The organism is Paenibacillus sp. MMS20-IR301, assembly GCF_032302195.1.
Taxonomy (GTDB): domain Bacteria; phylum Bacillota; class Bacilli; order Paenibacillales; family Paenibacillaceae; genus Paenibacillus_AQ.
Genome location: NZ_CP135275.1, coordinates 5,972,284 through 5,996,090 on the forward strand (window position 1 = coordinate 5,972,284; position 23,807 = coordinate 5,996,090).

Genomic DNA, 23,807 nt, shown 5'->3' on the forward strand with positions numbered 1-23,807 from the left:
GCCAAGTTTTATTGGCAAAGGCTTGCGAATCCGGGAGGAGGCGTTTTTGGTGAATAAAGAAGAAATATTGGAGAGAAGCAGAGGAGAAAAGAGGGACGAAGGCAAGGAGTTTGTGTCCCATTCAGGCAGAAAAACCGGAGTCATGGCAATGGTAATTCTATTTGTCATTCTGGCAGTGTTCAGCTTGTATAATAACCGTCAGGAAACTACCTATGCGTTAATAACGATGTTCTTCGGGTATCTGGGCAGTGAGAGCTTCGGGATGTATAAGTTAACCCATGCGAAGACAGATTTACTTAAAACGGTTATAGGATGCATTGTATGTATTGTCTTTCTAGTGTTGTATATTAACGGGGTGGCGAATTAAGATGACCGGATCTCTGGTTCTAAAAAATAAACTGCGGGAGGCGCGAGGGGAACACAATCTGTCCCAAACGCAGCTGGCAGAAATGGTTGGGGTGTCAAGAAATACAATAAGCTCGATAGAAACAGGGCAGTTTAATCCCACTGCAAAATTGGCTTTAATTATTTGCATTGCGCTGGATAAAAAATTCGAGGACTTGTTTTATTTCTGATGATCCGGGAGCACCTGTTGAGCTGCGCAAGATATATAACTGTACTGCAAACATCGCCGGCCATTGCGCCTCCGGCGATGTTTTTTTTAATAAAGCCCTTCCCTGCCGTGGACCTTGGTATAAATGTCTGCGATGTGGAAAATTCTGCTTGCATCTAACCGGATCACCTGCTATATTGATAGTAACAATATGAAAATAACAAAAATTTAATAAGTATTTCCAACAAGGATTACCGGAGAAACGGAGGAATGCAGCATGCAGAAGGTTCTGGGTAACTGGAGGGTGTTCGAGGTAGTCTGGCTGGTCCTGTTCACAATAACAGGAGTGGTGTTCACGTTCCTGTCTAAGGATTCGTTATTCGGATTTACGGTCTTTATCACAGGAGTACTGTGTGTGGTACTTACGGCGAAGGGTAAGCTGGCTAGTTATGTCTTTGGGATGTACAATACGTTCGGTTATGCTTATCTGGCATATATCAACGGGTTATTCGGAGAGGTTATGCTGAATCTGCTGTTTTTTGTCCCGATGAATATTGCAGGCTTTTATATGTGGAAAAAGAATATGCAGAGCGGCAAGCTGTCTATGCTTCAAATGAAGGCCAAAGGCGTACTTCTCACTGTAGCGGTCTGTGTCTCGGGAGCGCTGCTGCTGGGATTCGGCCTATCGTTCATTCCAGGGCAGAACTCGCCTTATATCGATGCTGTAACAACTGTGTTATCTGTCGTAGCAACCATCCTGATGGTGAGAAGATTCAAGGAGCAGTGGCTGGTCTATATTGTACTGAATATGTTCACAGTAATGCTATGGGTCATCCGGATGCTGGATGGAAGCAGTGAAGGTCCGCTGATGATTGTCATGTGGAGCGCTTATCTTATTAACGCCGTATATGGCTACTATAACTGGAACAAGGGTGCGAAGGAGGCAATGGCATGAAGCGTCTTGGGTTAACACTCGGCAAGTTCGCTCCGCTGCATAAAGGGCATCAATTCATGTTCGATACGGCGCTTCAGGAGGTCGACGAATTGATTGTGGTGATCTACGAGACGGCGGTCAGTCCTGTTCCGCTGCAGGTGCGGGCAGACTGGATCCGCAAGCTCTATCCGTCATCGGTCCGGGTCATTGAAGCCTGGGACGGTCCCGACGGGTACTCAGATGACCGGGAGCATGAGATCCGGGAAGAGCAATATATTCTGGGTCTGCTGCAGGGGGAGCAGGTGACCCATTTTTATTCCAGCGAGTTCTACGGCAAGCATATGAGTATTGCGCTGGGGGCCATCGACCGGAGGGTGGATGAAGCCCGGCAGCAGGTGCCGGTATCAGCCACCATGGTCCGCTCTGATCCCTACAAATACCGGGATTATGTAAGTGGCATCGTATACCGGGATTTAATTACGAAGGTGGTATTTGTAGGTGCGATGTCTACGGGCAAGTCCACGATTACCGAAGCGCTGGCCCGGCAGTACAGGACGGCTTACGCCAGTGAATACGGACGGGATTATTGGACGGAGCATCAGGTGGACCGCCGGATCGGCATTGAGGCTTTTGATGAAATAGCTGCGGGCCATATTGAGCGGGAGCAGCAGGCGCTGCAGGAAGCGGACCGGTATCTGTTTGTCGATACGAATGCAATTACTACTTATATGTATGCGCTCGACTATCACGGGCGGGCCCCGGAGCTGCTGACCCGGCTTGCGCTGGAGAATGCGCAGCGGTATGATTTGTTCTTCCTGTGCGATGACGATATTCCTTATGACGATACCTGGGACCGCAGCGGCGATCAGAAGCGGCATGTATTCCACAAGCAGATCATAGCTGATTTGAAGGCACGGCGGATTCCTTATATTACGCTTAGGGGAACGCTTGCTGAACGGATGCGGAAGGTAGACGAGGTGCTCGCGAAATTCCAGCCGTATGGTAACTATTTCGGAGAGCAGCAGAACTAGCTTATATTGACAAGAAACCGGGAGGCGAAGAAAGTGGAATTATTGGATCGGGACGGTCTTACAGAACGTCAATTCATGGAGCAGTACAAGGCAGGGGATTATGAGCGGCCGTCAGTGGCCACGGATATGGTCATCTTCACGGTGACGCAGACGGAGACGGACAATTACCGCAAGCTTCCGGAGAAGGAGCTGCGTATTCTGCTGATCCGCCGGGGCGGGCATCCCTTCCTTGGGAAATGGGCACTGCCGGGCGGGTTCACGCGGTCCAGCGAGACCGTGGATCAATCTGCTGCGCGCGAGCTGAGTGAGGAGACCGGCGTAGAAGATGTGTATTTGGAGCAGCTGCAGACGTTCACCGATGTCGGGCGCGACCCGCGTACCTGGGTCATGAGCTGCAGCTATATGGCCTTAATCGACAGCAGCCGGTTTAAGATTCAGGCCGGGGATGACGCGGATGATGCGGCCTGGTTCAAGGTAAGCTACCGGCTGCTGCGCGAGCATAAGGAGCTGCTGGAAGAAGGCTACGTCAAGACTTGGACCTATGAGCTTAAGCTAAGCAGTGAAGAGGAAGAGCTGACAGCGGTGATTAACCGCACAGTGACTGCAAAGCCAACTGCCAAATCTACAGTATATGCTATAGAGTCGAATGACGGGCTGGCTTTTGATCATGCCAAGATCATTGCCTACGCGGTCGAGCGGCTGCGGAAGCAGACGAATGATACGGATATTGCGCTGCATCTGATGCCGCCGCTGTTCACTCTGACGGAGCTGCAGCAGGTGTATGAAGTCATTTTGGACAAGGAGCTGCTGAAGGCCGCCTTCCGGCGCAAGGTCGCGGAGCTAGTCACGGAGACGGATAACTACACAGAGAACGCCGGGCACCGGCCATCCCGGTTGTTCCGGAGGAACTGGGCGGAAATGTAAAGACTGTATCATACAAAACGGGAGGGAACGGTTATGAATATGGGAAGTGCTGTCCTGCGGACGCTGGAGTTCAGCCAGGAGCTGGATTTGCTGCACAAGCATATTACCGGCAGCGGTCTGCCGGTGTCCAAGAGTGATTCTTTTGATAAGCAGGTTATTCTGCTTGAACAATATCAAGGCGAAGATACGTTTCAATCCACATACAAGACAATGAAGAGGGTTAATATTCTGTCCGGATTGTTCGCTTTGCCTGTATTGCTGATTGTGGCTGCCGCCTTCATCTATGGACGTTATATCGACCGCGATTATGATGTTTTCGGATATTTTGTAGATCATCCCGTTATGTATCTCGTGCCGGCTGCGCTAATCGTAGTGACGCTGGTATTGGCAATGTTTCACTCGGCACTGCGGCGGAAGCTGTATGGCAGTATATACCCGGATCTCAAAAGAAAACTGGGGATGAATGCGGCCTGAGAGCCGCATCCTCCCCCGGTTATCAAAGCTAAAGGCGGCCGGTAACGGTCTGGCCCTTCAGCGGCCGCAGATGATCCTTCCACCGGATGTTCAGGGACCGTGAGCCGAACAGGTCGGATCCGTCCGACATCTGAAAGTGCAGATGCGGCTCGCTGGAGTTGCCGGAATTGCCGAGCTTGCCGATGACCTGGCCTGATATGACGTTATCCCCCTCTTGTACTGTGACCGATCCTTGCTTCAGATGCGCCAAAAAGCTATATTCCCCGCCGTGATCAATTACAACTACGTTACCTGCCGCTTCCTTCTCATTCATTACGCCAACGGGCGTATTATCAGGAATATCCTGTATAACCCTGATGACAGTTCCGTCAGCGGGAGCGGTGATATCCTTTCCGAAGGCATAATAGCTCTCATTATCGGCAGGATCGCCCTGATAGGAGTATCCATTCACTTCCTGCACGAAATCATAGGCGTAGCGCTGGCTCTCGTACTCATAATGATAATTGTCAAGCATGTTGCTGCCGCCCCAGAACACGAACCAGTCCCCCTCGAACGGCGGGGACACGACAGTTTCTGTTAGGGCTTGATCTGTCACGGGATAGCTGTCAAGATTGGTGATACTCAGACCCAGAATCATGCCGGTCTCATCAAAAAAAGCAAGAATTCCTTTGGCGCCGGTATCGCTTATCCATACCCGCTGCTCACTGCCGTTCAGCTTCACCACAGTAGAAGGCGTAAAAGAGGTAACCTCCTGAATGAACGCAGAACCCATCTCCGTAAAGTCTGCCTCACTAATGTACTGTTTGAAGTCGGGGCTGAAACGCTCATAAATCCCGCTATAATTGCCGCTCAGCAAAGCTTCAGCCAGATCTTCCGGCTGCACTGCATATTGTCCGTTTTGGCTGTTCATTGGGCGCGCTCCTCCTATTTCTTTTTGATATATTATATACAGTGTATTCCAGGTTTTCAAAAGAGCAGTATAAGGAGGTAAGATAAGTTGAAACGGGATCACAAACAGAACGGCTTCCTGCCCGCCATGAACCAGACCATCAACATCCTGGTTGTTGAGGATGATAATGATATTAATCAATTGCTGTGCGATATTATCCGCAGAAGCGGCTATATTCCCCAGTCCGCGTTCTCCGGAACCGAAGCGATGCTCTATCTGGAGCGGCAGGCCTGGGATCTGGTGCTGCTGGATCTCATGCTTCCGGGCATGGACGGAGAAGGGGTCCTTGGCTATATTGCTGAGCACAGCGCCGCTCCGGTCATCATTATTTCCGCCAAGCTGGACCAGAAGACGAAGATTGAGACGCTGCGGACCGGGGCGGATGATTATATTACGAAGCCGTTTGATATTGAAGAGGTCTCGGCCCGGATCGATTCCCATTTACGCCGGGCGCAGCGTGCGATGGAGCGCCTCCAGGTGCAGCAGCTGCAGCACAAGGATATCGTGGTGGATACGGAGGCTAAATCAGTTAGCGTCCAGGGGGCAGAGCTTGCTTTTACCGCCCGGGAATATGAGATTCTGGCGCTGCTTATGCTGTCTCCGAAGAAGGTCTTTACCAAGGCCAATCTGTTTAAAAGCGTCTGGAATGAAGAGTTCCATGGCGACGACAATACGATCAATGTGCATATGAGCAATATCCGCAGTAAGCTGGCGAAGGTGAATCCGGATGAGGAATATATCGAGACGGTCTGGGGAGTAGGGTACCGGCTCAAAACTTAAGGTTTGGTTAAGAATTAAGCTAAGCCTTTCTTATGTTTTCCTTTCTATACTAAGAGCATCACATAAGGGAGGTGCCAAGGTTGAGCGAATATGTGCTGAACACACATGACTTATGCAAGCAATACAGCGGGCAATTTGCGCTGAATAAAGTGAATCTATCAATTAAAAAGGGTTCGATTTACGGTTTCATCGGGCAAAACGGGGCCGGGAAATCCACGCTGATCCGGCTTGCCGCAGGACTGGCCTATCCGACTACAGGGACGATGGAGCTGTTCGGTGAAAGCGATGAGCGCAAACAGATTGAAGCCAGAAAAAGAATCGGGACAATTATCGAGGGTCCGGCGCTCTATGCGCATATGACGGCTGAAGACAATCTGGAGGCGCACCGGCTGCTCCGGGGCATTCCGGGTAAAGACCCGGTCCAGCGGATTCTGTCACTCGTCGGGCTTCAGGACACGGGGAAGAAGAAAGCAAAGCATTTCTCCCTGGGCATGAAGCAGCGGCTGGGGCTCGGCATTGCTCTGCTGGGCGATCCGGAGTTCCTGATTCTGGACGAGCCGATTAACGGGCTGGACCCGATGGGCGTTGTCGAAATCAGGGAGCTGCTTAAGAAGCTGAACCGGGAGTACGGAATCACCATCTTAATCTCCAGTCATATCCTCAGTGAGCTTCACTTATTGGCTACACATTACGGTATTATTCATAAAGGTGAGCTGCTGGAGCAGCTGACCGTAGCGGAGCTGACTGCCAAATGCCAGCAGTACCTGCATATCAAAGTGGATAATCCGGATAAAGCAGCGGCTGTTATCGAAACGGTTCTGGAGACACGGGAGTTTGAAGTGCTGCCGGGCGGGACGATCAAGCTGTTTAAGTATCTGGAGGCACCAGGTAAAGTGTCTCAGACACTTACCGGTGAGGGATTGATTATCGAGCAATTCATGCCGATGGGGGAAGACCTGGAATCCTATTTTACAGGCCGGATCGGAGGTGTTCAGCATGGGTAATCTGTTCAGGGCAGAGTGGTTCAAGCTGATGAAAGACCCTGTGTTCCGGCTGCTGATTACGGTGCTAGTGGCTGTATCGGCATTGTACCCGTTATTAATGTTCTTCGATACCGGAGATCCGGTTCTTATGGACGAGCTGTATATGTACAATATCCTTGGCGGCAACAACTATGTGATCAGGCTGGTTCCCTGTGTTCTGGCCGGCTTCTTCATCTCCAGTGAATATTCCAGCGGTACGATGAAAAGCATCGCGGCCTCCGGCAACAGCCGTCCACGGATTTATACAGCCAAGCTGATAGTCTACTCTGCGGGCTCGGTTCTTATTGCACTTGTGCTTCCGGTAGTGATGACCGGGGTCAGCTCGCTCTACTTCGGGTTCGACCATATGCCGGAGCTAGACTATTATGTGCAGACAATCGGGTTAACGATGCTATACGCAGCTGCCTTTGCCTCTATAATGGCGCTTTTCTCGAGCATCTTTACGGATAGCGGACGGGCGATTGCCTTCCTGCTCTTGTTCTTTTTGCTGATAGACAGTATTCTCTATTTGCTTGCTTCCAAGCTGGCGCTGTTCGAGTTCTTCTTCAATTATTCCATATTTAAGCTGCTGGTGGATGTGCCCCGGATCCTTATGACAGACAGTACGGACTGGTTCGCTCTGTTGTCTGTGCCTGCACTTACATTTGCCGTGTTCGGATTGCTGGGCAGCTGGCTCTATAACAGGAAGGAAATTAAATAAGCGAAGGGGCAGGTGAGACACATTCTCTGGATGACTGCGATAAGTATAGTAGCGTTACTGGTGGTGCTTGCCTGCCTTTATTGTGTGAAAAAAGAGCTGCGGAGAGTTACCCGGCAGCTCCGGCAGCTGAACAGCGGCACCTCGGCGAAAAAGATTGATCTCGCCTATTTCGATAAGGATCTGGAGCGGCTGGCTGAGGCGGTGAATGAGCAGATTGATCAGACCCGGCAGGCGAATGCCGACAAGCGGCGGACGGAATATGAGCTTAAGCAGGCGATCTCCAGCATCTCGCATGATATCCGCACCCCGATGACCTCTATTCTCGGCTATGTTCAGTTTCTGGAGACAGAAGACATAACCCCGGAGCAGCGGGGGAAGTATACGGAAATTGTTAAAAAAGGCGCACTCCGGCTGAAGGTGCTGCTGGAGGACTTCTTTGAGCTGTCGATTATTGAGTCTGCCGATTACCCGCTGAACCCTGAAGCCGTGAAGCTGAATGAGCTGCTGCCGGAGGTGCTGGTCGGGTTCTATGAGCAGTTTGCTGCCCGGCAAATTGAGCCGGTGATTCATATTCCTGAGGAAGAGGCGGCAGTTGTAGCCGACCCGTCTGCGGTGAAGCGCGTAATAGAGAATCTGGTGATGAATGCCATCAGGCATTCCAGCGGAAAGGTAGTGATTCAGCTGGAGAAATCCGGTCCGGCGGTCCGGCTGACCGTCAGTAATCCTGCTGATCTGCTACGCGAGCAAGATCTGCAGTATCTGTTCAACCGGTTCTACACCGGTGATCAGCCCCGCACCGGCAAGGGCACCGGGCTCGGCCTGTCGATTGCACGGAGCCTGATGCTGAAGATGAATGGTGAATTGTCTGCCGAGCTTAAGGGGCAACAGCTGTTCATGGTTTGTGAGTGGCAAGGGAAGCCGTCGTAGGAATACTCGTTGAAGGAATACTCAATGTTACCTCTGCTCCGCCGGAGGAGGAGACATTGCCCAGGTGTAAGCTTCCTCCATGCTGCAGTGCAGCGGACTTCGCGATATACAGTCCCATTCCGTGGTGGCTGCCGGAGCTGCGGCTTCGGTCGCCCCGGTAGAACTGGCTGGCAGCGTCCTTCAGATCGGCCTGTGAGAAACCACCGCCTGTATCCGTAACCGTGAAGTGAACGGCATTTGCATCACCCCGGACAGAGAGAGTCACGCTGCCTTGCGGGGGCGTATACTCCGCCGCATTCGCTAATACATTGATAATTCCCCGCTGCAGCAGCTCCTTGTTAATGAAGAGAAACTCCGGAAGGCTCTCCTTTTGTATAGAGGTCTGAAGTTCTCTGCCCGAGGCAAGTGCCTTCAATTGGGCCTCAAGCGCATCAATAACGTCTTTGACCGGGACATGCGACTGCTGATGAAGAGATTCGGCCTGCATGCCTGACAGATCAATTACCTCCTGCACATACGCTTCAATATCTCCGGCACTGCGGATAATGTATCCGTTGTATTCACGCTGGGCCTCATTCTGCGGTGTCTCCGCCAGCAGCTCCGCATTCCCCCGGATGATGGTCAGCGGCGTCTTAATATCGTGGGCCAGCGCAGATATCTGCTCCCTGCGGGAACGCTCCAGCTCCCATTGGCGCTTAAGCGAAGCATGCAGGGCATCCTTCATCTGGTCAAGTGAGGATAGCACTTCGTCAATCTCGCGGATGCCGCTGGGTTTAATCGTGAACTCCAGATTCTCGCGCCGGATGCTCTCTGTTGCCTCCTGTAAGCCGGTCAGCTTCTCGGACAGCCGCCGGCCGAACCGGGCAGCGAGCAGGGCTGCCTGCAGCAGAATGGCAAAGATGAAGAGCAATAGGGCCAGCAGCTGGGGATTCGGCAGATGACTGCGCAGCTGCGCAGAGGCATACTGCGGCGTTAGGCTGTAACGGAAGATCCAGAGCTCCTGTCCGCTCCAGGCGGTTGTATAGTAATAAGAGTCTTGAGTCTTCCCTTGCCGTACCATCTCCCAGGCATGAGCGGCCGCGCCCTGATTCAGATTACCGGACAGCAGAACTCCTTCCCCGTTGAAAACCGCATAATCGAGCATTTCCGGAACACTGCCGGGCGTTACGGTACTGCCGGAGACAAGGTGCTGCTTGAACGCAGCAATCTCCTTCTCGGCATAGTTGGCAGGCAGAACGGAGCCTGAAGCAAAAGCAAGCGTGAATAGGCTAAGTATCACCACCAGCAGCAGAATCGTGCCTGCACTCAAGAATAGAAGGTATTGCAGGAAAAAGGTGCGAAGCCGCACCGGCTTGTTTCGTCTCACAGCTTCCACTTGTATCCAATCCCCCAGATCGTTTCGATGGCATCCACTCCGCATTTACCCAGCTTGGCACGGATATTCTTGATATGCTCCGTAATCGTGCTGCTGTCGCTTTCCCCGTTATAACCGAAGATTGCTTCATAGATATGCTCTTTAGAGAAGACCTGCCCGCGGCTGCGAGCCAGAAACTCACAGATTTCATATTCACTTTTGGTCAGCGGCACTTTGTTCTCCTGGACGAACAGCTCTTTACCGGAAAGGTTAAAGCGGACCTGCTCCAGATAGAGCACCTTCCGCCGCTCTCTGCCCTCCCGCCGGAGATGGGCCTGAATCCGCGCCCGCAGCGCGCCTATGCCAAAGGGCTTCACAATATAATCATCTGCCCCTAAGCCAAGGCCATACATCAGGTCGCTCTCCAGCGTCTTAGCCGTAACAAACAGGATCGGGCAATCTACTGCTGACCGGATCTCCCGGCAGAGAGTGAAGCCGTCCACACCGGGCATCATTACGTCGAGCATAATAAGATCATAGGCGCCAAGGTCAATCCGGCGCACTTGTGCAGGATCAGACATTACCGTTACCAGATGCTGATCGGCAGCAAGGGCGCTGCGGATCAGCGACAAGATAGCGGGTTCATCGTCTACTACAAGTATTTTTGCCATATTCCATTCCCTCAATTATAGGTTGTAGGTCTAATTATCGCTTGATCGTCCCTCCCACCGCCGGAACCATATGCAGGATAGAATAACAGCTAGTATTGTTCCCGCTGTGCAGAGCGTAATTCCGGCCTTAAGTTCAGGTAAAGCAGGGGGTAGTATAGTGCCGGAAGCATGGATCGTCCATAAAGAGATGAAGCGGGTACCCCAGGCAAACGGGGTATAGGGCCAGGGGATATCGCCAAGTCCCGTAAGCATTAAGGCAGCGATGAGGCTGCCCGCAATTCCTGCTCCGATGGAAGCCCCTTTCCCTAAGCGAAGACTGATGAAGAGATGCATAACATAGAGAAAGATGCTGCTGCCGAACAGGATGACTGCCCCCGTGAGGTAAAAGGGTATCCCCAGCCTGTCCTGCTGCAGAATTCCGCCGAACCCCAGGGCAAAGATGAGATAGGCCAGCAGGATGGCTCCAAGACCAAACAGCAGCAGAAGCAGGAGCTTACTTATATAGGCTGAAATTTTATTAGCGGGCATAGCAAGCATCCCTTGAAACTGTCCTGCGCCGGCCTCCTGTTCCGCAGACATGGAGCAGACAAGTCCAATCAGTGCAGGTAATGCACAGCCCAGAGATTGTATGAATACGAGCGCTTTATCAATAGCATTCCATGGTGAGTATGAATAGTACGCCAGGAACACTGCTGTTCCGATCAGCGGAGCCAGCAGATGGATGAGTATAAATGGTGTGCGCCGGGTTTTGAGCAAATCCGCTCTTAGCAGTCCGGGTAATGATGACATTTTAATTCGCCTCCCGTTTGCGGAACCACGCTGCAGTAAGGAAGAAGAGCAAGCCGAACCAGGCCAGGGAGACGAGTGTATCTGGCAGAATCATACCGGTGCTTCTCAGCGGACTGTCCGCCGGTACGGGAAGGCCATTGGGCAGAATCGACAGAACCGGGCACATGAGTCTGGCGGTAATTGTATAAGGGACATAGTTCCACAATCCTCCGGTATCGAAGGTTACGATACCCAGGACAGTACCGGACATATTCAGCAGCACAGCAGCGAATAAGCCAAACCGTGCCGCCAGGAACAGGCATAGCGGAATCTGCCACAGGAAGGTGGCAAAGATCAGGAAGCTGCCGGCTACGCTGTCCGGCACCGGAATGGTTTGGCCAAACAGTACGCCGCCTGCGGTAATGCCTATAAGGAACAGGAGCAGCGTGACGAGGAGCCACTGTGCGCAGGCAAGGATTTTGCCGGCCCAAAGCATTCTCAGATCAAAGGGCAGAGCCAGCAGGCCGTGATACTTCATCTTGGCATCCTTCTGTAGAACCAGCGAACAGGTAAGGGTCAGCGCACCGGGAAGGAACACTGCATACCACCAGTTGTAAGCCCCGCCCTGAAAGGACTGTCCGCCCATCATCACAGCGCACAGAAGCATTGTGAACAGCGGGGTGATCCATAACAGCCTCGGGACGAAGGTGTGCCGCCATTTCAAGCGTTCAGCCCGGATATGACTAAGCATGTGGCACCCCCTCCCTGGGGCTCGCGGCTACCACCTGCATGAACAAGGCTTCCAGCTCTTGCCCCGCAGGCACGGCTCCCTGATAACCGAGAATGCCGCCAGCGATAATGCCGATCTGATCGGCAATCTGCTCCACCTCAGAGAGAATATGGCTCGACAGGATCACGGTAATCCCCTGCCCGGGAAACGACCGGATCAGCTCCCGCAGCTCCTGAATTCCAATCGGGTCGAGTCCGTTCGTGGGTTCGTCCAGAATGAGCAGCTCAGGCTGGTTCAAGAGTGCAATGGCGATCCCCAGCCGCTGCTTCATACCCATGGAGAATTGCCCGGCCCGTTTCTTCCCGGTATGGGCCAAGTCCACGGTAGCGAGCACCTCTTCAATCCGGGAATGCGGCAGTCCAAGAGCAAGTGTCCGTACCTTGAGATTCTCACTGGCTGTCAGATTGTCATAGAGCGGCGGAGCTTCAATCAGTACGCCAATCCGGCTGAGATGCTGGCGTGTCCATTGCTGTCCATGGATGAGAATATCTCCGGAACCTGGACGCAGCATACCTGCAATCATCTTGAGTGTGGTCGATTTGCCAGCCCCGTTCGGGCCGAGCAGCCCGTAGATGGAGTTACGGGGTACAGCTAACGATACTTTGTTGACAGCAGTCTGGCCCTTGAAGCTTTTGCATAAATTACTGGTTTCCAAAATAATGTTCTGCATAGTATATCATCCTTTCCACTTCCATAGTGTAAGAGGAATTTCTAAGGATTCTATAAGGGCAGACTTGAGTCCGCCGTGGGCCTTTGACAGGAGCATTGTGCATGTATGCCAAAAAAACGCCGTATGCATAATCGCATACAGCGTACCTGCCAGCCCCGGATTACCGCTCCCGCACCGTCTCCCCTTCAACCAGCACAGGCTGATAGTAGGTACTATTCCGCAGATCCTTCTTGCCCTGCAGCTTCTTAATGACCCATTCGGCGGCATCGCGGCCCATCTGCTCCTGCGGATGGGTCAGCGTCGTCAGCTTAATGTTCGCATTCTTCGCAATATAGGAATTATCCTGGCCGATAACCGACAGATCCTCAGGAATCCGGATCTCCAGCTGCCGGCACACATTCACCACTTCCAGACCAACCTCATCGTTGTAGCAGACAATAGCCGTCAGCACCTCACGGTTCTCGGTCAGGAACTGCTTCAGGCTGGCAGACAGGTCCTGCTTCGATTCCGTATCGAAGGAGAGCACTTGCTCAGGGTGGAAGCGCAGCTTGGCTTCGCCCAGCGCCTTGATATACCCCTTCATCCGGTATTTGCCCTGCAGGTCATCCATCTTGGCGATGATGCCGATCTGGGTATGGCCTTTCCTGATCAGCTCTCTGGTGGCTAAGTAACTGGACTGCACATCATCAAGGCAGAAGAAGGGCACCTCCAGCTCTTCATAATAGGCATTAATCATGATGAACGGGACATCCTGCTCTTTAAACGAGAGGTAGTAGGCAATGTTCGGATTGTACAGATTGCTCTTGGTCGGCTCAATGATCAGGCCGTCTACCCCGAAGGAGAGCATCATTTCCAGCGCCTTCTTCTCCTGGGCAACATCATTATTGGTACTGGCGAGCAGCAGCGAATAGTTATCCTCATTCAGCCGGCCCTCAATGCCGCGGATAATGGACGGGAAGATGTAATCCGAGATGTAAGTCGTGATCACACCGATTGTTTTATTATTCGGACTGCCCGCCGGTTTGGAGCGGAACTGGCTGCTGACATACGTGCCGGAGCCCTTCTCGCTGCGCAGGAAGCCTTCATTAGACAGGTCAAGAATAGCCTTGCGGACGGTCTGCCGGCTGACGCCATACGTCTCCTGCAGTGCCGATTCTGTAGGGATCTGTTCACCGACACTGTAGGTGCCGGAGAGGATATTGCTTCTTATATCATCCAAAATAATCTGGTACTTGGGCTTCACGCGGCTCACTTCTTTCGTGATTGTTCATATGCGGCTGTGTAGGATATAGTAAGTTGTACGTACACATTATAATGCGGATATTGACCTATTATAATCTACTTTTCCAGCAGGATAAAGGTATAAAGAAAAAAATAACGGGGAATCCTGATAATTTGTATGTATATCTTATATATTGTGTTGACAAATGTACGAACAAAAAATATACTAAGTCTGTTAATAAAGGAAGCGCCTTCTTTCTATTATGAATTTATAACCGTTTGGTCAGAGAGGAGTACCGTGAGCATGGATCAGAACATCAAGCAGGCGATACTTAATGGAGAAACTTCACTGGGTATCGAATTTGGGTCCACACGTATTAAGGCAATATTGATTGATCAGCGTTTCGAGACGATCGCTACCGGAAGTTATGAGTGGGAGAACCTGCTTCTGGACGGGTACTGGACGTATCATCTGACAGACATCCTTAAGGGTCTGCAGACCGCATATCAGGAAATGAAGCAGGAAGTTGAGCGGAAGTATGAGCTTAAGCTGACTAAGGTTGGTTCGATCGGCTTCTCGGCTATGATGCACGGGTATATGGCTTTTGACAGCAAGGGTGAGCTGCTGGTTCCGTTCCGGACCTGGCGTAATGCAACAACCGGTGCTGCGGCAAAAGAATTGACGGATAAATTCCAGTTCAACATTCCTGAACGGTGGAGCATTGCCCACCTGTACCAGGCAATCCTGAACGGAGAAGAGCATGTGCCAGGCATTGATTACGTAACGACGCTGTCCGGGTACATCCACTGGCTGCTGACCGGCAGCAAGGCGATCGGAATAGGCGATGCCTCGGGGATGTTCCCGATTGATGAGCGTACGCAGGATTACCATGCAGCGATGGCCGGGCAATTCGATGAACTGAATGCAGCCAAGGGCTATCCTTGGAAGCTGAATGATATTCTGCCTAAGATTTATCATGCAGGCGAGCAGGCAGGGGTACTGACCGAAGCCGGTGCAAGACTGCTGGATGCGTCAGGTGAGCTGCAGGCAGGCATTCCGCTTTGTCCTCCGGAGGGTGATGCCGGAACAGGGATGGTCGCTACGAACAGTGTCCGCAAACGGACCGGTAATATCTCGGTCGGCACTTCAGTGTTCGCCATGATCGTCCTGGAGAAGGATCTCAGCACGGTATATCCGGAGATTGATATGGTAACGACTCCGGATGGCAGTCCGGTAGGAATGGTCCATGCCAATAACTGCTCCAGTGATATTAATGCGTGGGTGGGCCTCTTCCGTGAGTTTGCAGAGGCGATGGGCATCAAGGCCGATTCCGGCCAGCTGTTCAGCGTACTGTTCAACAAGGCGCTGGAAGCAGATGCCGACGGCGGTGGTCTGCTCAGCTACGGCTACTTCTCCGGGGAGAATATTACCGGTATTGAGAAAGGCCGTCCGCTCTTCGTCCGTTCACCGGAGAGCCGTTTCAATCTGGCTAACTTCATGCGGACTCATCTGTTCAGCGCCTTCGGTGCGCTGAAGATTGGAATGGACATCCTGACGAAGAAGGAGAATGTCTCCATTGACAGCATTCTGGCGCACGGCGGGTTGTTCAAGACTCCTGTGGTCGGCCAGAAAATTGTGGCGGCATCCATGAATGTGCCAATCTCTGTAATGGCAACAGCCGGCGAAGGCGGCGCATGGGGCATGGCGATTCTTGCTGCCTACATGCAGAACAAAGAGCAGCAGGAGCGTCTCGACGACTTCCTGGATCACAAGGTATTCAAGGATGTGGAAGGACAAGTAATCCATCCGGATGCGGCCGATGTTGCCGGATTTGAGCGGTTCATGCAGCGGTATACGGAAGGTCTGGCGATTGAGCAGGCTGCGGTAGATCATCTGGTAGAGAACGGGAGGAATTAATACATGTTAGAGCAACTGAAAGAAGAGGTATTCGAGGCGAATCTGGATCTGCCTAAGCATGGGCTCGTGAAATATACCTGGGGCAATGTGAGTGCGGTTGACCGTGCAAGCGGCCTGTTCGTAATCAAGCCGAGCGGCGTCAGCTATGACAAGATGAAGCCGAGCGATATGGTCGTTGTCGATTTTGACGGCAATGTGGTTGAAGGAGAGATGAGACCATCCTCCGATACACCGACTCACGCTGTACTGTATAAGCATTATTCCGAGATCGGCGGGATTGTGCACACCCATTCGACCTGGGCAACCATCTGGGCGCAGGCCGGGCTGGATGTTCCGGTAATGGGCACAACGCATGCCGACACCTTCTATGGCGCGGTACCTTGTACCCGGTTCCTGACACAAGAGGAGATTGACCGTGGTTATGAAGCTGAGACCGGGCATGTAATTATTGAGACCTTCGAGCAGCGCGGAATTGATATTATGGCGGTTCCCGGTGTTCTGCTGAAGGGCCATGCGCCGTTCACCTGGGGCAAGGATGCCCATGCTGCAGTCATGAACAGTGTTGTGCTGGAGGAAGTGTCCAAGATGAACCTGTTTGCCCGTGAGCTGAACCATTTCGCGGAAGAGCTGCCGCAGCGGATTCTCGATAAGCACTATCTGCGCAAGCATGGTGCAGGCGCGTATTACGGCCAGAAATAAAGTGAATCCCCATCATATAATTATTAATTCCAAGAGAAGAGGATGAATATTATGTCAACAGTAAGTGCCAAGCAGTTCTGGTTTGTTGTAGGATCACAGCATCTGTATGGAGAAGAAGCCCTCGGTGAAGTTAAGGCACATGCACAGGAAATGACGGACGCCCTGAATAACAGCGGTGTTCTGCCTTACCCGATTGTCCTGCAGGACCTTGCTGTCAGCGCAGATAAAATCACTTCGATCATGAAGGAAGTCAACTATCGTGATGAGGTAGCGGGTGTAATTACCTGGATGCACACCTTCTCCCCGGCAAAAATGTGGATCCGCGGCACCAAGCTGCTGCAAAAGCCATTGCTGCACCTGGCTACGCAATATAATGAGAGCATTCCTTGGGCAACGCTGGATATGGACTTCATGAACCTGAACCAGGCTGCCCATGGCGACCGTGAATATGGCTTCATCAATGCCCGCCTGAAGAAACAGAACAAAGTTGTTGTAGGATACTGGGAACGTGCTGAAGTCCAGAAGCAAATTGCAGAATGGATGGACGTGGCAGTAGCTTATAACGAAAGCTTCAACATCAAAGTAGCCCGTTTCGGCGACAATATGCGTAACGTTGGTGTAACTGAAGGCGATAAGGTAGAAGCCCAGATTCAGTTCGGCTGGACTGTCGATTACTTCGGCATCGGCGACCTGGTTGCTTATGTAAACGAGGTTACAGAAGAAGAGACCGCTGCACTGTTCGCAGAATATGCGGAACAGTACGACTTTGATTATGGCTCATATGACAAGGAAGCATGGGAAGCCAGCGTTAAGGTTCAGGCCAGCTATGAAATTGCCCTTAAGCGTTTCCTGGATAATGGCGGCTATAATGCCTTCACTTCAAACTTCGAAGATCTGCACGGCATGAAGCAGCTTCCGGGTCTTGCAGTTCAGCGTCTGATGGCAGAGGGCTACGGCTTCGCCGGCGAAGGCGACTGGAAGACAGCGGCGCTTGACCGCTTGCTGAAGGTAATGGCCCACAACGTGAATACCGGATTCATGGAAGATTACACCTATGAAATGGCTGCAGGCCAAGAGGCTATTCTGCAGTCCCACATGCTTGAGGTAGATCCAAGCCTGGCCAGCAACAAGCCTAAGGTCCTTGTATCTCCGCTGGGTATCGGCGACCGTGAAGATCCTGCCCGTCTCGTATTTGACGGCAAGGCCGGCGAAGGTGTGGTTGTCTCCATGGCTGACTTCGGTACACACTACAAGCTGCTGATCAATGAAGTAACAGCCTTCGAGCCTACGGTTCCGGCTCCTAACCTTCCAGTGGCACGCGTAATGTGGCAGGTGAAGCCTAACTTCCAGGATGGGGTTAAAGCCTGGATTGAGAATGGCGGAGGCCACCACACCGTAGTTTCCCTGAACCTGACTACAGACCAGATCGTATCCTACGCTAAGCTGGTTGGCTTGGATTATGTAATTATTAAGTAATTACCCGATGATCAGCGGTCATTGGAATTGAAAGGCGGGCAGCCCGTTAACCGGGGCTGCCCGCCTTTATTACATTATAACGTTATAAACTTCATCACTGGCTGGAAAGCAGGAAGTTGTAGAGGATCGCTGCTGCTTCTGCCCGGTCTGCTTGAGTCCGCGGGCCGTAGCTTCCGTTCAGATCCGCGCTGACGATTCCGGCCTGCTTAAGTGCCGCAACAGGCTGCTGTGCATAGGCAGAGATGGCTGTTTGATCGCTGAAGGCTGATACAGGCAGCTGATTCTGCTGCAGAGTATGGCCGCTGATAAGAAGAGCACGATGCAGTAGAACGGCCATCTCCTGGCGGGTCAGAAGATCAAGGGGACCGAAGGTGCTCTCACTTCTGCCGAGCACAATGCCAAGCTTCTCGGCGGAAGCAACGGCGCTATAATACCATGTGCCTTCTTTGACATCGGTAAACTTACTGAAGGCAGCAGAGCCTGGAAGATCCAGGAACTTCGCCAGCATCTGTACGAATTCCGCTCGGGTCAGCTTGCCCTGCGGATCGTATTGTCCTGACCCCTTACCGGCAATTACACCCCGGGCTGCAATTGCCCGGATGGCATTGCCTGCTGCTGCCGGCAGAGTGTCAATATCCTTGAAGCTAACGTCTGCGTATACCACAGAATATTTACTGAAATGCTCCGGCTGGAACACCATTTTCTCTGACTGTGCATCATACAAGCCATTCATGGCAATCTCCAGACCATTGTCCACGTTGTAGACGACAACCTGGCTTGCATGCTCTCCGGCTTGCAGCTTATACGGAAGCTTTACCGTCACCTGCTGCCCGGACCATACTGCAGGAGCAGTATCTACACTCATCTTCAAATCATATACCGGCTGATCTTTGACCAAGGCACGCACTGCATCCGGAAGTCCTTCTGCAGTACCGATAGAAATGCTGATGGAGAGCTTTTTTGCACCATCCTTGAACAGGTTCTTCAGATAGGTCTGATCCAGTTCAATGGCGGAGCCAAGCACTTCAAGGGAGACGGACTGGACGGCAGCCGTATCCAGTGTGCGAATCCAGTCACCAGGTATTTCTATACTGACGGCCGTCTGGCCGCTTGCCGTTTCAACCGGAATCGTGATTTTACCCTCTGCAGCTTTGCTGGCCGCGGCCTTTAGAACCTCTTGTGAGAGAGAGACTACGCCGGTTGCCGTTCCCGGTGCGGTTTTCGCTATTGTCGTGCTTGCCAGCGAATCGGTCTGCACAGGGTCGGGCTGTCCAGGCTTCGGCTGCTCGGGCTCAGGCTCCGGTTGCCCAGGCTTCGGCTGTTCCGGCTCCGGATCAGGCGTAATATTACCGGCAATCACATCTAATGAATAGGTGCTCTCAATTCTGCCGTCAAGGGAACGGACATGAATCACGGTCTGGCCTGTCTTAACGGCTGTCACAGTGAATTCAGTCAAGCCTGTGGCCGCAGAGTAAGTGACATTGCTGACTGTAGCGATGCCCGGGTCAGCGGAAGCAGCCTGCAGTCTTTTGAAGGTGGTGTTATCCGGTTTTACAGATGCAGTTATCTTGTCAGACTGGCCGACGGACAGTTTTCCGCTTGTGCTGCCCTCCAGTTGTATGCTTTCGGAGAAAGTCTGATTCTGCACATCGGATAGCATGGCGGTCAAATAAGTTAATGGTGAATTATAATTCAGTGCCTGCTCATTGCTCTCCCAGTCAACTGTAGCCTGATTGTATGCTTTGGCCGGGAAATTGAACTTCCCGGTATTGTTCGGACCTCCCGGCATATAACCGTTAGGCATTTCTGTAATGAAGTCTCGCATGTAAATCTCATGGTGGGTAATGTGTACACGGTTCTCGCCATACCCCGTAATAAAGCTGAGCTGCAGAGGATTAACACCCAGCAGGTAATTCAAGTTGCCGCTGGCAACCTGAATGTTGCGTTCATCGTGCTCACCGATAATCCGGCTGCCGATATCCAGACTGACGGCTACGCCGGCAACATTGGAATTAGCTCCCCAGTAGAATCCCTTGTTCGTAGAATTACGCCATACAGCCTGATTGGTAGCGGTATCAATAACCGCAGCTCTCCATTCCTTGTATTTGGGTACGAACCAGGCTGTAATTTCTTCATTTGGAGCAGCGGAGCTCAGATAATGATAAAAGCCGATCAATTCCAGGCTGCCGATCCCATGCGAGAAATCGGTCGCCATAAATTTCGTTTCGAATGCTGCATAGTTGGCCAGCACGAAATCGTTGTACCGCGCCTCACCTGTAGCTCTATACAGGGCAGCCGCCGCATAGAACCGGTCATTCAGATCTTCATTGTCATTGTAAGGCCCGTCCGGCTGGGCGATAAATTCCGGATGCAGCTCCAGATAGTCCCAGGCTCTCACGGCGGAATCCAGCAGGCTATCGGCGTATTCTTCTAAGCCGGGCACATTCTTGAAGACATTATAAGCATGGGCCAGTGCACCTGCCGTTGTAGCCGTTTGGGCGGTTGGAATAATACTCGTTCCGCCTGTACCGTCCATAATGAAACGCTTTGGTTCAGGCTCGCGGATTACATAGGCATAGAAACCGCCGGATGCCGGATCCTGCATTTTCAAAAAGAAATCGGTTTCAACTTTGATTTCATCAAGCAAATCCGGAATGCCGTTCCCGCTCTCCGGGATATTCAACTGGCTGTCGGAGAATTCTTGCGGATAGTTCTCGTAGGCCCATAGCAGATCGGAAACTGCAGTTGCAGCCGCAGTTACATATTTACCGGTATCCCCCGCATCCCACCAGCCGCCGGACACATCCTTGGTGATTGCCGGATTGGACTGCAGCGGAAGATTGGCATCAATCTTGTGCAGGCCGGTGCGGGCAAATTCACCTGCATGCTCAGGAAGCAGATCAACGTTGGCCCTCTGGTAATAGAAGAACTTCTGAACGTCTGTCAGAAGGCTGTCGTATACATCTGCGCCAATGGTGAACGCAGCGGAAGGAACATCCACCCCGTCAACTGTAATATAATAGCCGCCGTTCTCAGTTAACGCCGAGAAATCGGCCTTCAGCACCTTTTCGCCGGACAACTCATCATAAGCGGCTACAAGGGAAAGCGTCCCCTCATAAGCAATACTGTTATCCGAGACCTTTCTGACCTGGAAAGGTGTGCCGGCAACTGCTGGCAACTCATTATAGTATCCGCTTACATTTGCGTATTTCTCACCATAACCCAGGTAGCCCACCTGATTGAACTTGATCGGTGCATAGCTTCTCTCTGTGTCAGGAGAAGTCACTTTAATATTCGAAATCCAAAAGGTGATGGGCGCATTATCACCGGTGATTTTCAATAACTGGATCTTGCTTGCATCAAAGAGGGGATCTCTGCTGAAAATGTCATTTAACGGAATAGATACATGCTGCCACTCGGTTGTCACCTCCGTATAGGCGCCAACCTCCACCAGAGCATCAATATTGGTCTCCTCCGGCACATCATTGTCCTTGTAGAAGCCGCCATTGCCGTCAGGTCTTTCATGAACGACATCGCGGAAGCCAATCCTGAAGTTCTCTCCGCCTTGACTGCCGGCAATGTCGAACTCCAAGGCTCCATTCGCATACGCGCTGAAATCAAAGGACTGCCAGCCGTTAACTACCAGCTGATCGGCCCACCAGTCGTTAGTTTCGATCTTACGGGCCGCTTGCTCCTGATATACTTCCTGGGTAACCGTATTGCCGTAACCCCAGCCGCTATCTTTAATATTAATATCAAGCAGCTTGTTCCAATTCTCGCCTCCCGGAGGGAGATAATTGACTTCGGCAGTCTGCTCCGCGTAAATCAGCGATGGAGATGCCAGCATCGATGAAGCAATGGCAAAAGTTAACAAAACGGCCGAAGCTTTTTTGGTGCGATTCATTGTTTTTGTCCGCAAGAATGTAACCCCTTTCATTTGGTTTATATCATACTATCAAGAGTATTCTAAAAAAAATACAGGCATAATTAGATGTATTTTCATGTACTTTTTCCATATTTTACGTATTGCTTGAGTGCTTTATGGATATTTTAAGAATTTCTAAAGTTCCAGCAGCAGGATAACTTGAGACTTTTTTCACAGCTGCAATACTCACACAAGAAGTAATATGTTAGAATATTAGAATGCATTAACGCTTCACCAGTTTAATACACAACACAAGCTATGATTGCTATGGATCACACTATAGCAGGAGCAGCTTCTGGAGAGACTGCGGAGTTCCGCAGCGCCGAAGGGTTCACAATCTCAGGCAAAAGGACAGAAGAGTACTGGATTTGTATTTGTCATGCTGCAGAATAACGGCAGGGGCAGGTAGCTTATTTGGATATTCTTATGAACCTGGAGATTGGATGACATCCGATCTCTTTTTTGTGTTGTTAAGAATCTGCATGTTTCGGGGTTATTATGTGTTACACACATTAAGGGGGAGTAAGCATGGCACAGACAGAATTAAAGAGAGACCTGGCCAACAGGCATGTACAGCTCATTGCTATTGGCGGCACGATAGGAACAGGATTATTCCTGGGCTCGGGGAAGGCGATCCAGCAGGCCGGCCCGTCCATTATGCTCACCTATTTAATCGTGGGGATCGCGGTGTTTTTTGTAATGCGGGCGCTGGGGGAGCTGCTGCTCTCCAAGGCGGGCTATCAGTCTTTTACAGACATTGCTGAGGATTATCTGGGTCCCCGGGCTGCATTCATTACCGGCTGGACCTACTGGTTCTGCTGGATTATGACGGCGATGGCCGATGTCATTGCGGTGGGCGTCTATGTACAATACTGGTTCGATATCCCGCAGTGGATACCGGCTGTGATCTGCCTAGTAATCCTATTAGGACTTAACCTGTTAACTGTCAAAAGCTTCGGCGAGCTCGAGTTCTGGTTTGCCTTAATTAAGGTTATCACCATCCTGGCCCTGATCGGCCTTGGGATCATTCTGCTGGTGATCGGATTCAAGACCGATGCTGGCTCAGTAACGGTCCGTAATCTGTGGGAGCATGGCGGCGTGTTCCCGAACGGGGTCAAAGGCTTCCTCTTTTCCTTCCAGATGGTTGTGTTTGCTTATGTCGGGGTGGAGCTTGTCGGGGTATCGGCGGCAGAAACGGCGGACCCGGAGAAAAATATCCCGTCAGCGATCAACAAGATCCCGCTGCGGATTCTCTTCTTCTATGTAGGCGCGCTCTTCGTATTGCTGTGCGTTAATCCGTGGACCCAGCTTAGCCCGGCGGAAAGCCCGTTTGTGCGCACCTTCACCCTGGTCGGCATTCCGGTAGCTGCCGGGATCATCAATTTCGTCGTGCTGACCTCGGCGGCGTCCGCCTGCAACAGCGGGATGTTCTCGACCAGCCGGATTCTGTATAATCTGAGCAGAAGAGACCAGGCATCGGCCCGGCTTGGCAAGCTGAACAACAATCATGTGCCGGCCAACTCGCTGTTCCTGTCTACGCTGGTGATTTCTGCGGGGGCGCTGCTCAGCAAGCTCATCCCGGGCCAGGCCTTCGGCATCGTTACCACAATCAGCGCCATCTGCTTCATCTGGGTCTGGGGTGTAGTGCTCGTCTGTCATATCAAATATAAGAAGAACCGCGGGGATCTGCATGCTGCCTCCAAGTTCAAGGCACCGTTTACACCGTTCATCAACTATGCCGTCTTAACGCTGTTTGCCGCCATTCTCGTCATTATGCTGATTGCAGAGGAGACGCGTCCGGCACTGCTGTTCACTCCGCTGTGGTTCATTCTCTTGTTCATCCTCTACTCGGTTAGAAGCCGGAAGGTTAAGGAGACACAGGAAATTCAAGAGATTCCGGTGAGCCATAGCTGAAGTTCATCATAGCCTGTCCACATAAGCATTCAGCCGCCGAACCACTCCGTACACCGGGGTGGTTTATTTGGCCTCCTGACAAAGGC

Annotated in this window: 22 protein-coding genes and 1 riboswitch; of the genes, 14 read left to right on the plus strand and 8 right to left on the minus strand. The window is 51.8% G+C overall.

Annotation, left to right across the window (positions count from 1 at the left end; all coding sequences use genetic code 11):
• The first annotated feature begins 49 nt into the window (after window positions 1-49).
• The 6 genes from LOS79_RS25605 to LOS79_RS25630 all read left to right on the plus strand — a co-directional run bounded on the left by LOS79_RS25605 (window position 50) and on the right by LOS79_RS25630 (window position 3,916).
• A complete protein-coding gene (locus tag LOS79_RS25605) occupies window positions 50-367 on the plus strand; it encodes a DUF6442 family protein (RefSeq protein WP_315413358.1) in 318 nt (105 codons plus the stop codon).
• Window position 368: 1 nt separating this feature from the next.
• Complete coding sequence (locus LOS79_RS25610; RefSeq protein ID WP_315413359.1) at window positions 369-575, plus strand: helix-turn-helix transcriptional regulator; 207 nt, start codon at window positions 369-371, stop codon at window positions 573-575.
• 255 nt (window positions 576-830) lie between these two features.
• Window positions 831-1,508: a nicotinamide riboside transporter PnuC gene (gene pnuC, locus LOS79_RS25615; protein ID WP_315413360.1), complete on the plus strand. Its 678-nt coding sequence runs from the start codon at window positions 831-833 to the stop codon at window positions 1,506-1,508.
• Window positions 1,505-2,518, plus strand: coding sequence for an AAA family ATPase (locus LOS79_RS25620; protein ID WP_315413361.1), 1,014 nt, complete (start codon window positions 1,505-1,507; stop codon window positions 2,516-2,518). The genes pnuC and LOS79_RS25620 overlap by 4 nt, the downstream gene beginning before the upstream one ends.
• A 33-nt stretch (window positions 2,519-2,551) precedes the next feature.
• Window positions 2,552-3,442: an NUDIX hydrolase gene (locus LOS79_RS25625; RefSeq protein WP_315413363.1), complete on the plus strand. Its 891-nt coding sequence runs from the start codon at window positions 2,552-2,554 to the stop codon at window positions 3,440-3,442.
• Window positions 3,443-3,475: 33 nt separating this feature from the next.
• Window positions 3,476-3,916, plus strand: coding sequence for a DUF6097 family protein (locus LOS79_RS25630; RefSeq protein ID WP_315413364.1), 441 nt, complete (start codon window positions 3,476-3,478; stop codon window positions 3,914-3,916).
• A gap of 28 nt (window positions 3,917-3,944) precedes the next feature.
• Here LOS79_RS25630 and LOS79_RS25635 read toward each other — a convergent pair whose 3' ends face one another.
• Window positions 3,945-4,826 (minus strand): peptidoglycan DD-metalloendopeptidase family protein, encoded by an 882-nt coding sequence (locus LOS79_RS25635; protein WP_315413365.1) that lies wholly within the window; start codon window positions 4,824-4,826, stop codon window positions 3,945-3,947.
• Between the two features lie 126 nt (window positions 4,827-4,952).
• Between LOS79_RS25635 and LOS79_RS25640 the strand changes: the two genes are divergently transcribed.
• The 4 genes from LOS79_RS25640 to LOS79_RS25655 all read left to right on the plus strand — a co-directional run bounded on the left by LOS79_RS25640 (window position 4,953) and on the right by LOS79_RS25655 (window position 8,315).
• A complete protein-coding gene (locus tag LOS79_RS25640) occupies window positions 4,953-5,645 on the plus strand; it encodes a response regulator transcription factor (protein WP_315422456.1) in 693 nt (230 codons plus the stop codon).
• 80 nt (window positions 5,646-5,725) lie between these two features.
• Complete coding sequence (locus tag LOS79_RS25645; protein WP_315413367.1) at window positions 5,726-6,649, plus strand: ATP-binding cassette domain-containing protein; 924 nt, start codon at window positions 5,726-5,728, stop codon at window positions 6,647-6,649.
• On the plus strand, window positions 6,642-7,388 hold the full coding sequence (locus LOS79_RS25650) for an ABC transporter permease (RefSeq protein ID WP_315413369.1): 747 nt from the start codon (window positions 6,642-6,644) through the stop codon (window positions 7,386-7,388). Before LOS79_RS25645 ends, LOS79_RS25650 begins: the two co-directional genes overlap by 8 nt.
• A gap of 30 nt (window positions 7,389-7,418) precedes the next feature.
• A complete protein-coding gene (locus LOS79_RS25655) occupies window positions 7,419-8,315 on the plus strand; it encodes a sensor histidine kinase (RefSeq protein ID WP_315413371.1) in 897 nt (298 codons plus the stop codon).
• Here LOS79_RS25655 and LOS79_RS25660 read toward each other — a convergent pair.
• The 6 genes from LOS79_RS25660 to LOS79_RS25685 all read right to left on the minus strand — a co-directional run bounded on the left by LOS79_RS25660 (window position 8,281) and on the right by LOS79_RS25685 (window position 13,811).
• On the minus strand, window positions 8,281-9,681 hold the full coding sequence (locus LOS79_RS25660) for a HAMP domain-containing sensor histidine kinase (protein WP_315413372.1): 1,401 nt from the start codon (window positions 9,679-9,681) through the stop codon (window positions 8,281-8,283). The two genes, LOS79_RS25655 and LOS79_RS25660, sit on opposite strands and share 35 nt — an antisense overlap.
• Window positions 9,678-10,340, minus strand: coding sequence for a response regulator transcription factor (locus tag LOS79_RS25665; RefSeq protein WP_315413373.1), 663 nt, complete (start codon window positions 10,338-10,340; stop codon window positions 9,678-9,680). The genes LOS79_RS25660 and LOS79_RS25665 overlap by 4 nt, the downstream gene beginning before the upstream one ends.
• Window positions 10,341-10,370: 30 nt before the next feature.
• Entirely contained in the window at window positions 10,371-11,129 is a 759-nt protein-coding gene (locus LOS79_RS25670) for a lantibiotic immunity ABC transporter MutG family permease subunit (protein WP_315413375.1), read from the minus strand.
• A 1-nt stretch (window position 11,130) separates the two neighbouring features.
• The gene (locus LOS79_RS25675; protein ID WP_315413377.1) at window positions 11,131-11,859 is read right to left on the minus strand and encodes a lantibiotic immunity ABC transporter MutE/EpiE family permease subunit; all 729 of its coding nucleotides are present in this window, start codon (window positions 11,857-11,859) and stop codon (window positions 11,131-11,133) included.
• The gene (locus tag LOS79_RS25680; RefSeq protein ID WP_315413379.1) at window positions 11,852-12,568 is read right to left on the minus strand and encodes a lantibiotic protection ABC transporter ATP-binding protein; all 717 of its coding nucleotides are present in this window, start codon (window positions 12,566-12,568) and stop codon (window positions 11,852-11,854) included. Before LOS79_RS25680 ends, LOS79_RS25675 begins: the two co-directional genes overlap by 8 nt.
• Before the next feature lie 160 nt (window positions 12,569-12,728).
• Window positions 12,729-13,811, minus strand: coding sequence for a GntR family transcriptional regulator (locus LOS79_RS25685; protein WP_315413381.1), 1,083 nt, complete (start codon window positions 13,809-13,811; stop codon window positions 12,729-12,731).
• Between the two features lie 282 nt (window positions 13,812-14,093).
• On the opposite strand from LOS79_RS25685, the gene LOS79_RS25690 reads away from it, so the two are divergent.
• From LOS79_RS25690 to araA, 3 genes are read left to right on the plus strand one after another with little or no spacing between them, the layout of a single operon-like run.
• Window positions 14,094-15,707 carry a xylulokinase gene (locus LOS79_RS25690; RefSeq protein WP_315413383.1) on the plus strand — a complete coding sequence of 538 codons (1,614 nt, stop codon included), beginning with the start codon at window positions 14,094-14,096 and terminating at the stop codon, window positions 15,705-15,707.
• A 3-nt stretch (window positions 15,708-15,710) separates the two neighbouring features.
• Window positions 15,711-16,406 (plus strand): L-ribulose-5-phosphate 4-epimerase, encoded by a 696-nt coding sequence (locus tag LOS79_RS25695; protein WP_315413385.1) that lies wholly within the window; start codon window positions 15,711-15,713, stop codon window positions 16,404-16,406.
• Between the two features lie 51 nt (window positions 16,407-16,457).
• On the plus strand, window positions 16,458-17,882 hold the full coding sequence (gene araA, locus LOS79_RS25700; RefSeq protein ID WP_315413386.1) for an L-arabinose isomerase: 1,425 nt from the start codon (window positions 16,458-16,460) through the stop codon (window positions 17,880-17,882).
• A gap of 94 nt (window positions 17,883-17,976) precedes the next feature.
• On the opposite strand, the gene LOS79_RS25705 is transcribed toward araA, so the two are convergent.
• On the minus strand, window positions 17,977-21,786 hold the full coding sequence (locus LOS79_RS25705; protein ID WP_315413388.1) for a glycoside hydrolase family 9 protein: 3,810 nt from the start codon (window positions 21,784-21,786) through the stop codon (window positions 17,977-17,979).
• Window positions 21,787-22,092: 306 nt separating this feature from the next.
• Window positions 22,093-22,172, plus strand: a riboswitch (glycine riboswitch).
• 163 nt (window positions 22,173-22,335) lie between these two features.
• On the opposite strand from LOS79_RS25705, the gene LOS79_RS25710 reads away from it, so the two are divergent.
• Entirely contained in the window at window positions 22,336-23,721 is a 1,386-nt protein-coding gene (locus LOS79_RS25710; RefSeq protein ID WP_315413390.1) for an amino acid permease, read from the plus strand.
• Window positions 23,722-23,807: the final 86 nt, after the last annotated feature.

Bases quoted from the DNA above. Each gene is read 5' to 3' on its own strand.
- LOS79_RS25650 (WP_315413369.1), top strand. From the start codon at position 6,642: ATGGGTAATCTGTTCAGGGCAGAGTGGTTCAAGCTGATGAAAGACCCT.
- LOS79_RS25680 (WP_315413379.1), bottom strand. From the start codon at position 12,568: ATGCAGAACATTATTTTGGAAACCAGTAATTTATGCAAAAGCTTCAAG.
- LOS79_RS25655 (WP_315413371.1), top strand. From the start codon at position 7,419: ATGACTGCGATAAGTATAGTAGCGTTACTGGTGGTGCTTGCCTGCCTT.
- LOS79_RS25675 (WP_315413377.1), bottom strand. From the start codon at position 11,859: ATGCTTAGTCATATCCGGGCTGAACGCTTGAAATGGCGGCACACCTTC.
- LOS79_RS25710 (WP_315413390.1), top strand. From the start codon at position 22,336: ATGGCACAGACAGAATTAAAGAGAGACCTGGCCAACAGGCATGTACAG.
- pnuC (WP_315413360.1), top strand. From the start codon at position 831: ATGCAGAAGGTTCTGGGTAACTGGAGGGTGTTCGAGGTAGTCTGGCTG.
- LOS79_RS25610 (WP_315413359.1), top strand. From the start codon at position 369: ATGACCGGATCTCTGGTTCTAAAAAATAAACTGCGGGAGGCGCGAGGG.
- LOS79_RS25690 (WP_315413383.1), top strand. From the start codon at position 14,094: ATGGATCAGAACATCAAGCAGGCGATACTTAATGGAGAAACTTCACTG.
- LOS79_RS25705 (WP_315413388.1), bottom strand. From the start codon at position 21,786: ATGAATCGCACCAAAAAAGCTTCGGCCGTTTTGTTAACTTTTGCCATT.
- LOS79_RS25665 (WP_315413373.1), bottom strand. From the start codon at position 10,340: ATGGCAAAAATACTTGTAGTAGACGATGAACCCGCTATCTTGTCGCTG.
- LOS79_RS25670 (WP_315413375.1), bottom strand. From the start codon at position 11,129: ATGTCATCATTACCCGGACTGCTAAGAGCGGATTTGCTCAAAACCCGG.
- LOS79_RS25695 (WP_315413385.1), top strand. From the start codon at position 15,711: ATGTTAGAGCAACTGAAAGAAGAGGTATTCGAGGCGAATCTGGATCTG.
- LOS79_RS25630 (WP_315413364.1), top strand. From the start codon at position 3,476: ATGAATATGGGAAGTGCTGTCCTGCGGACGCTGGAGTTCAGCCAGGAG.
- araA (WP_315413386.1), top strand. From the start codon at position 16,458: ATGTCAACAGTAAGTGCCAAGCAGTTCTGGTTTGTTGTAGGATCACAG.
- LOS79_RS25640 (WP_315422456.1), top strand. From the start codon at position 4,953: ATGAACCAGACCATCAACATCCTGGTTGTTGAGGATGATAATGATATT.
- LOS79_RS25635 (WP_315413365.1), bottom strand. From the start codon at position 4,826: ATGAACAGCCAAAACGGACAATATGCAGTGCAGCCGGAAGATCTGGCT.
- LOS79_RS25620 (WP_315413361.1), top strand. From the start codon at position 1,505: ATGAAGCGTCTTGGGTTAACACTCGGCAAGTTCGCTCCGCTGCATAAA.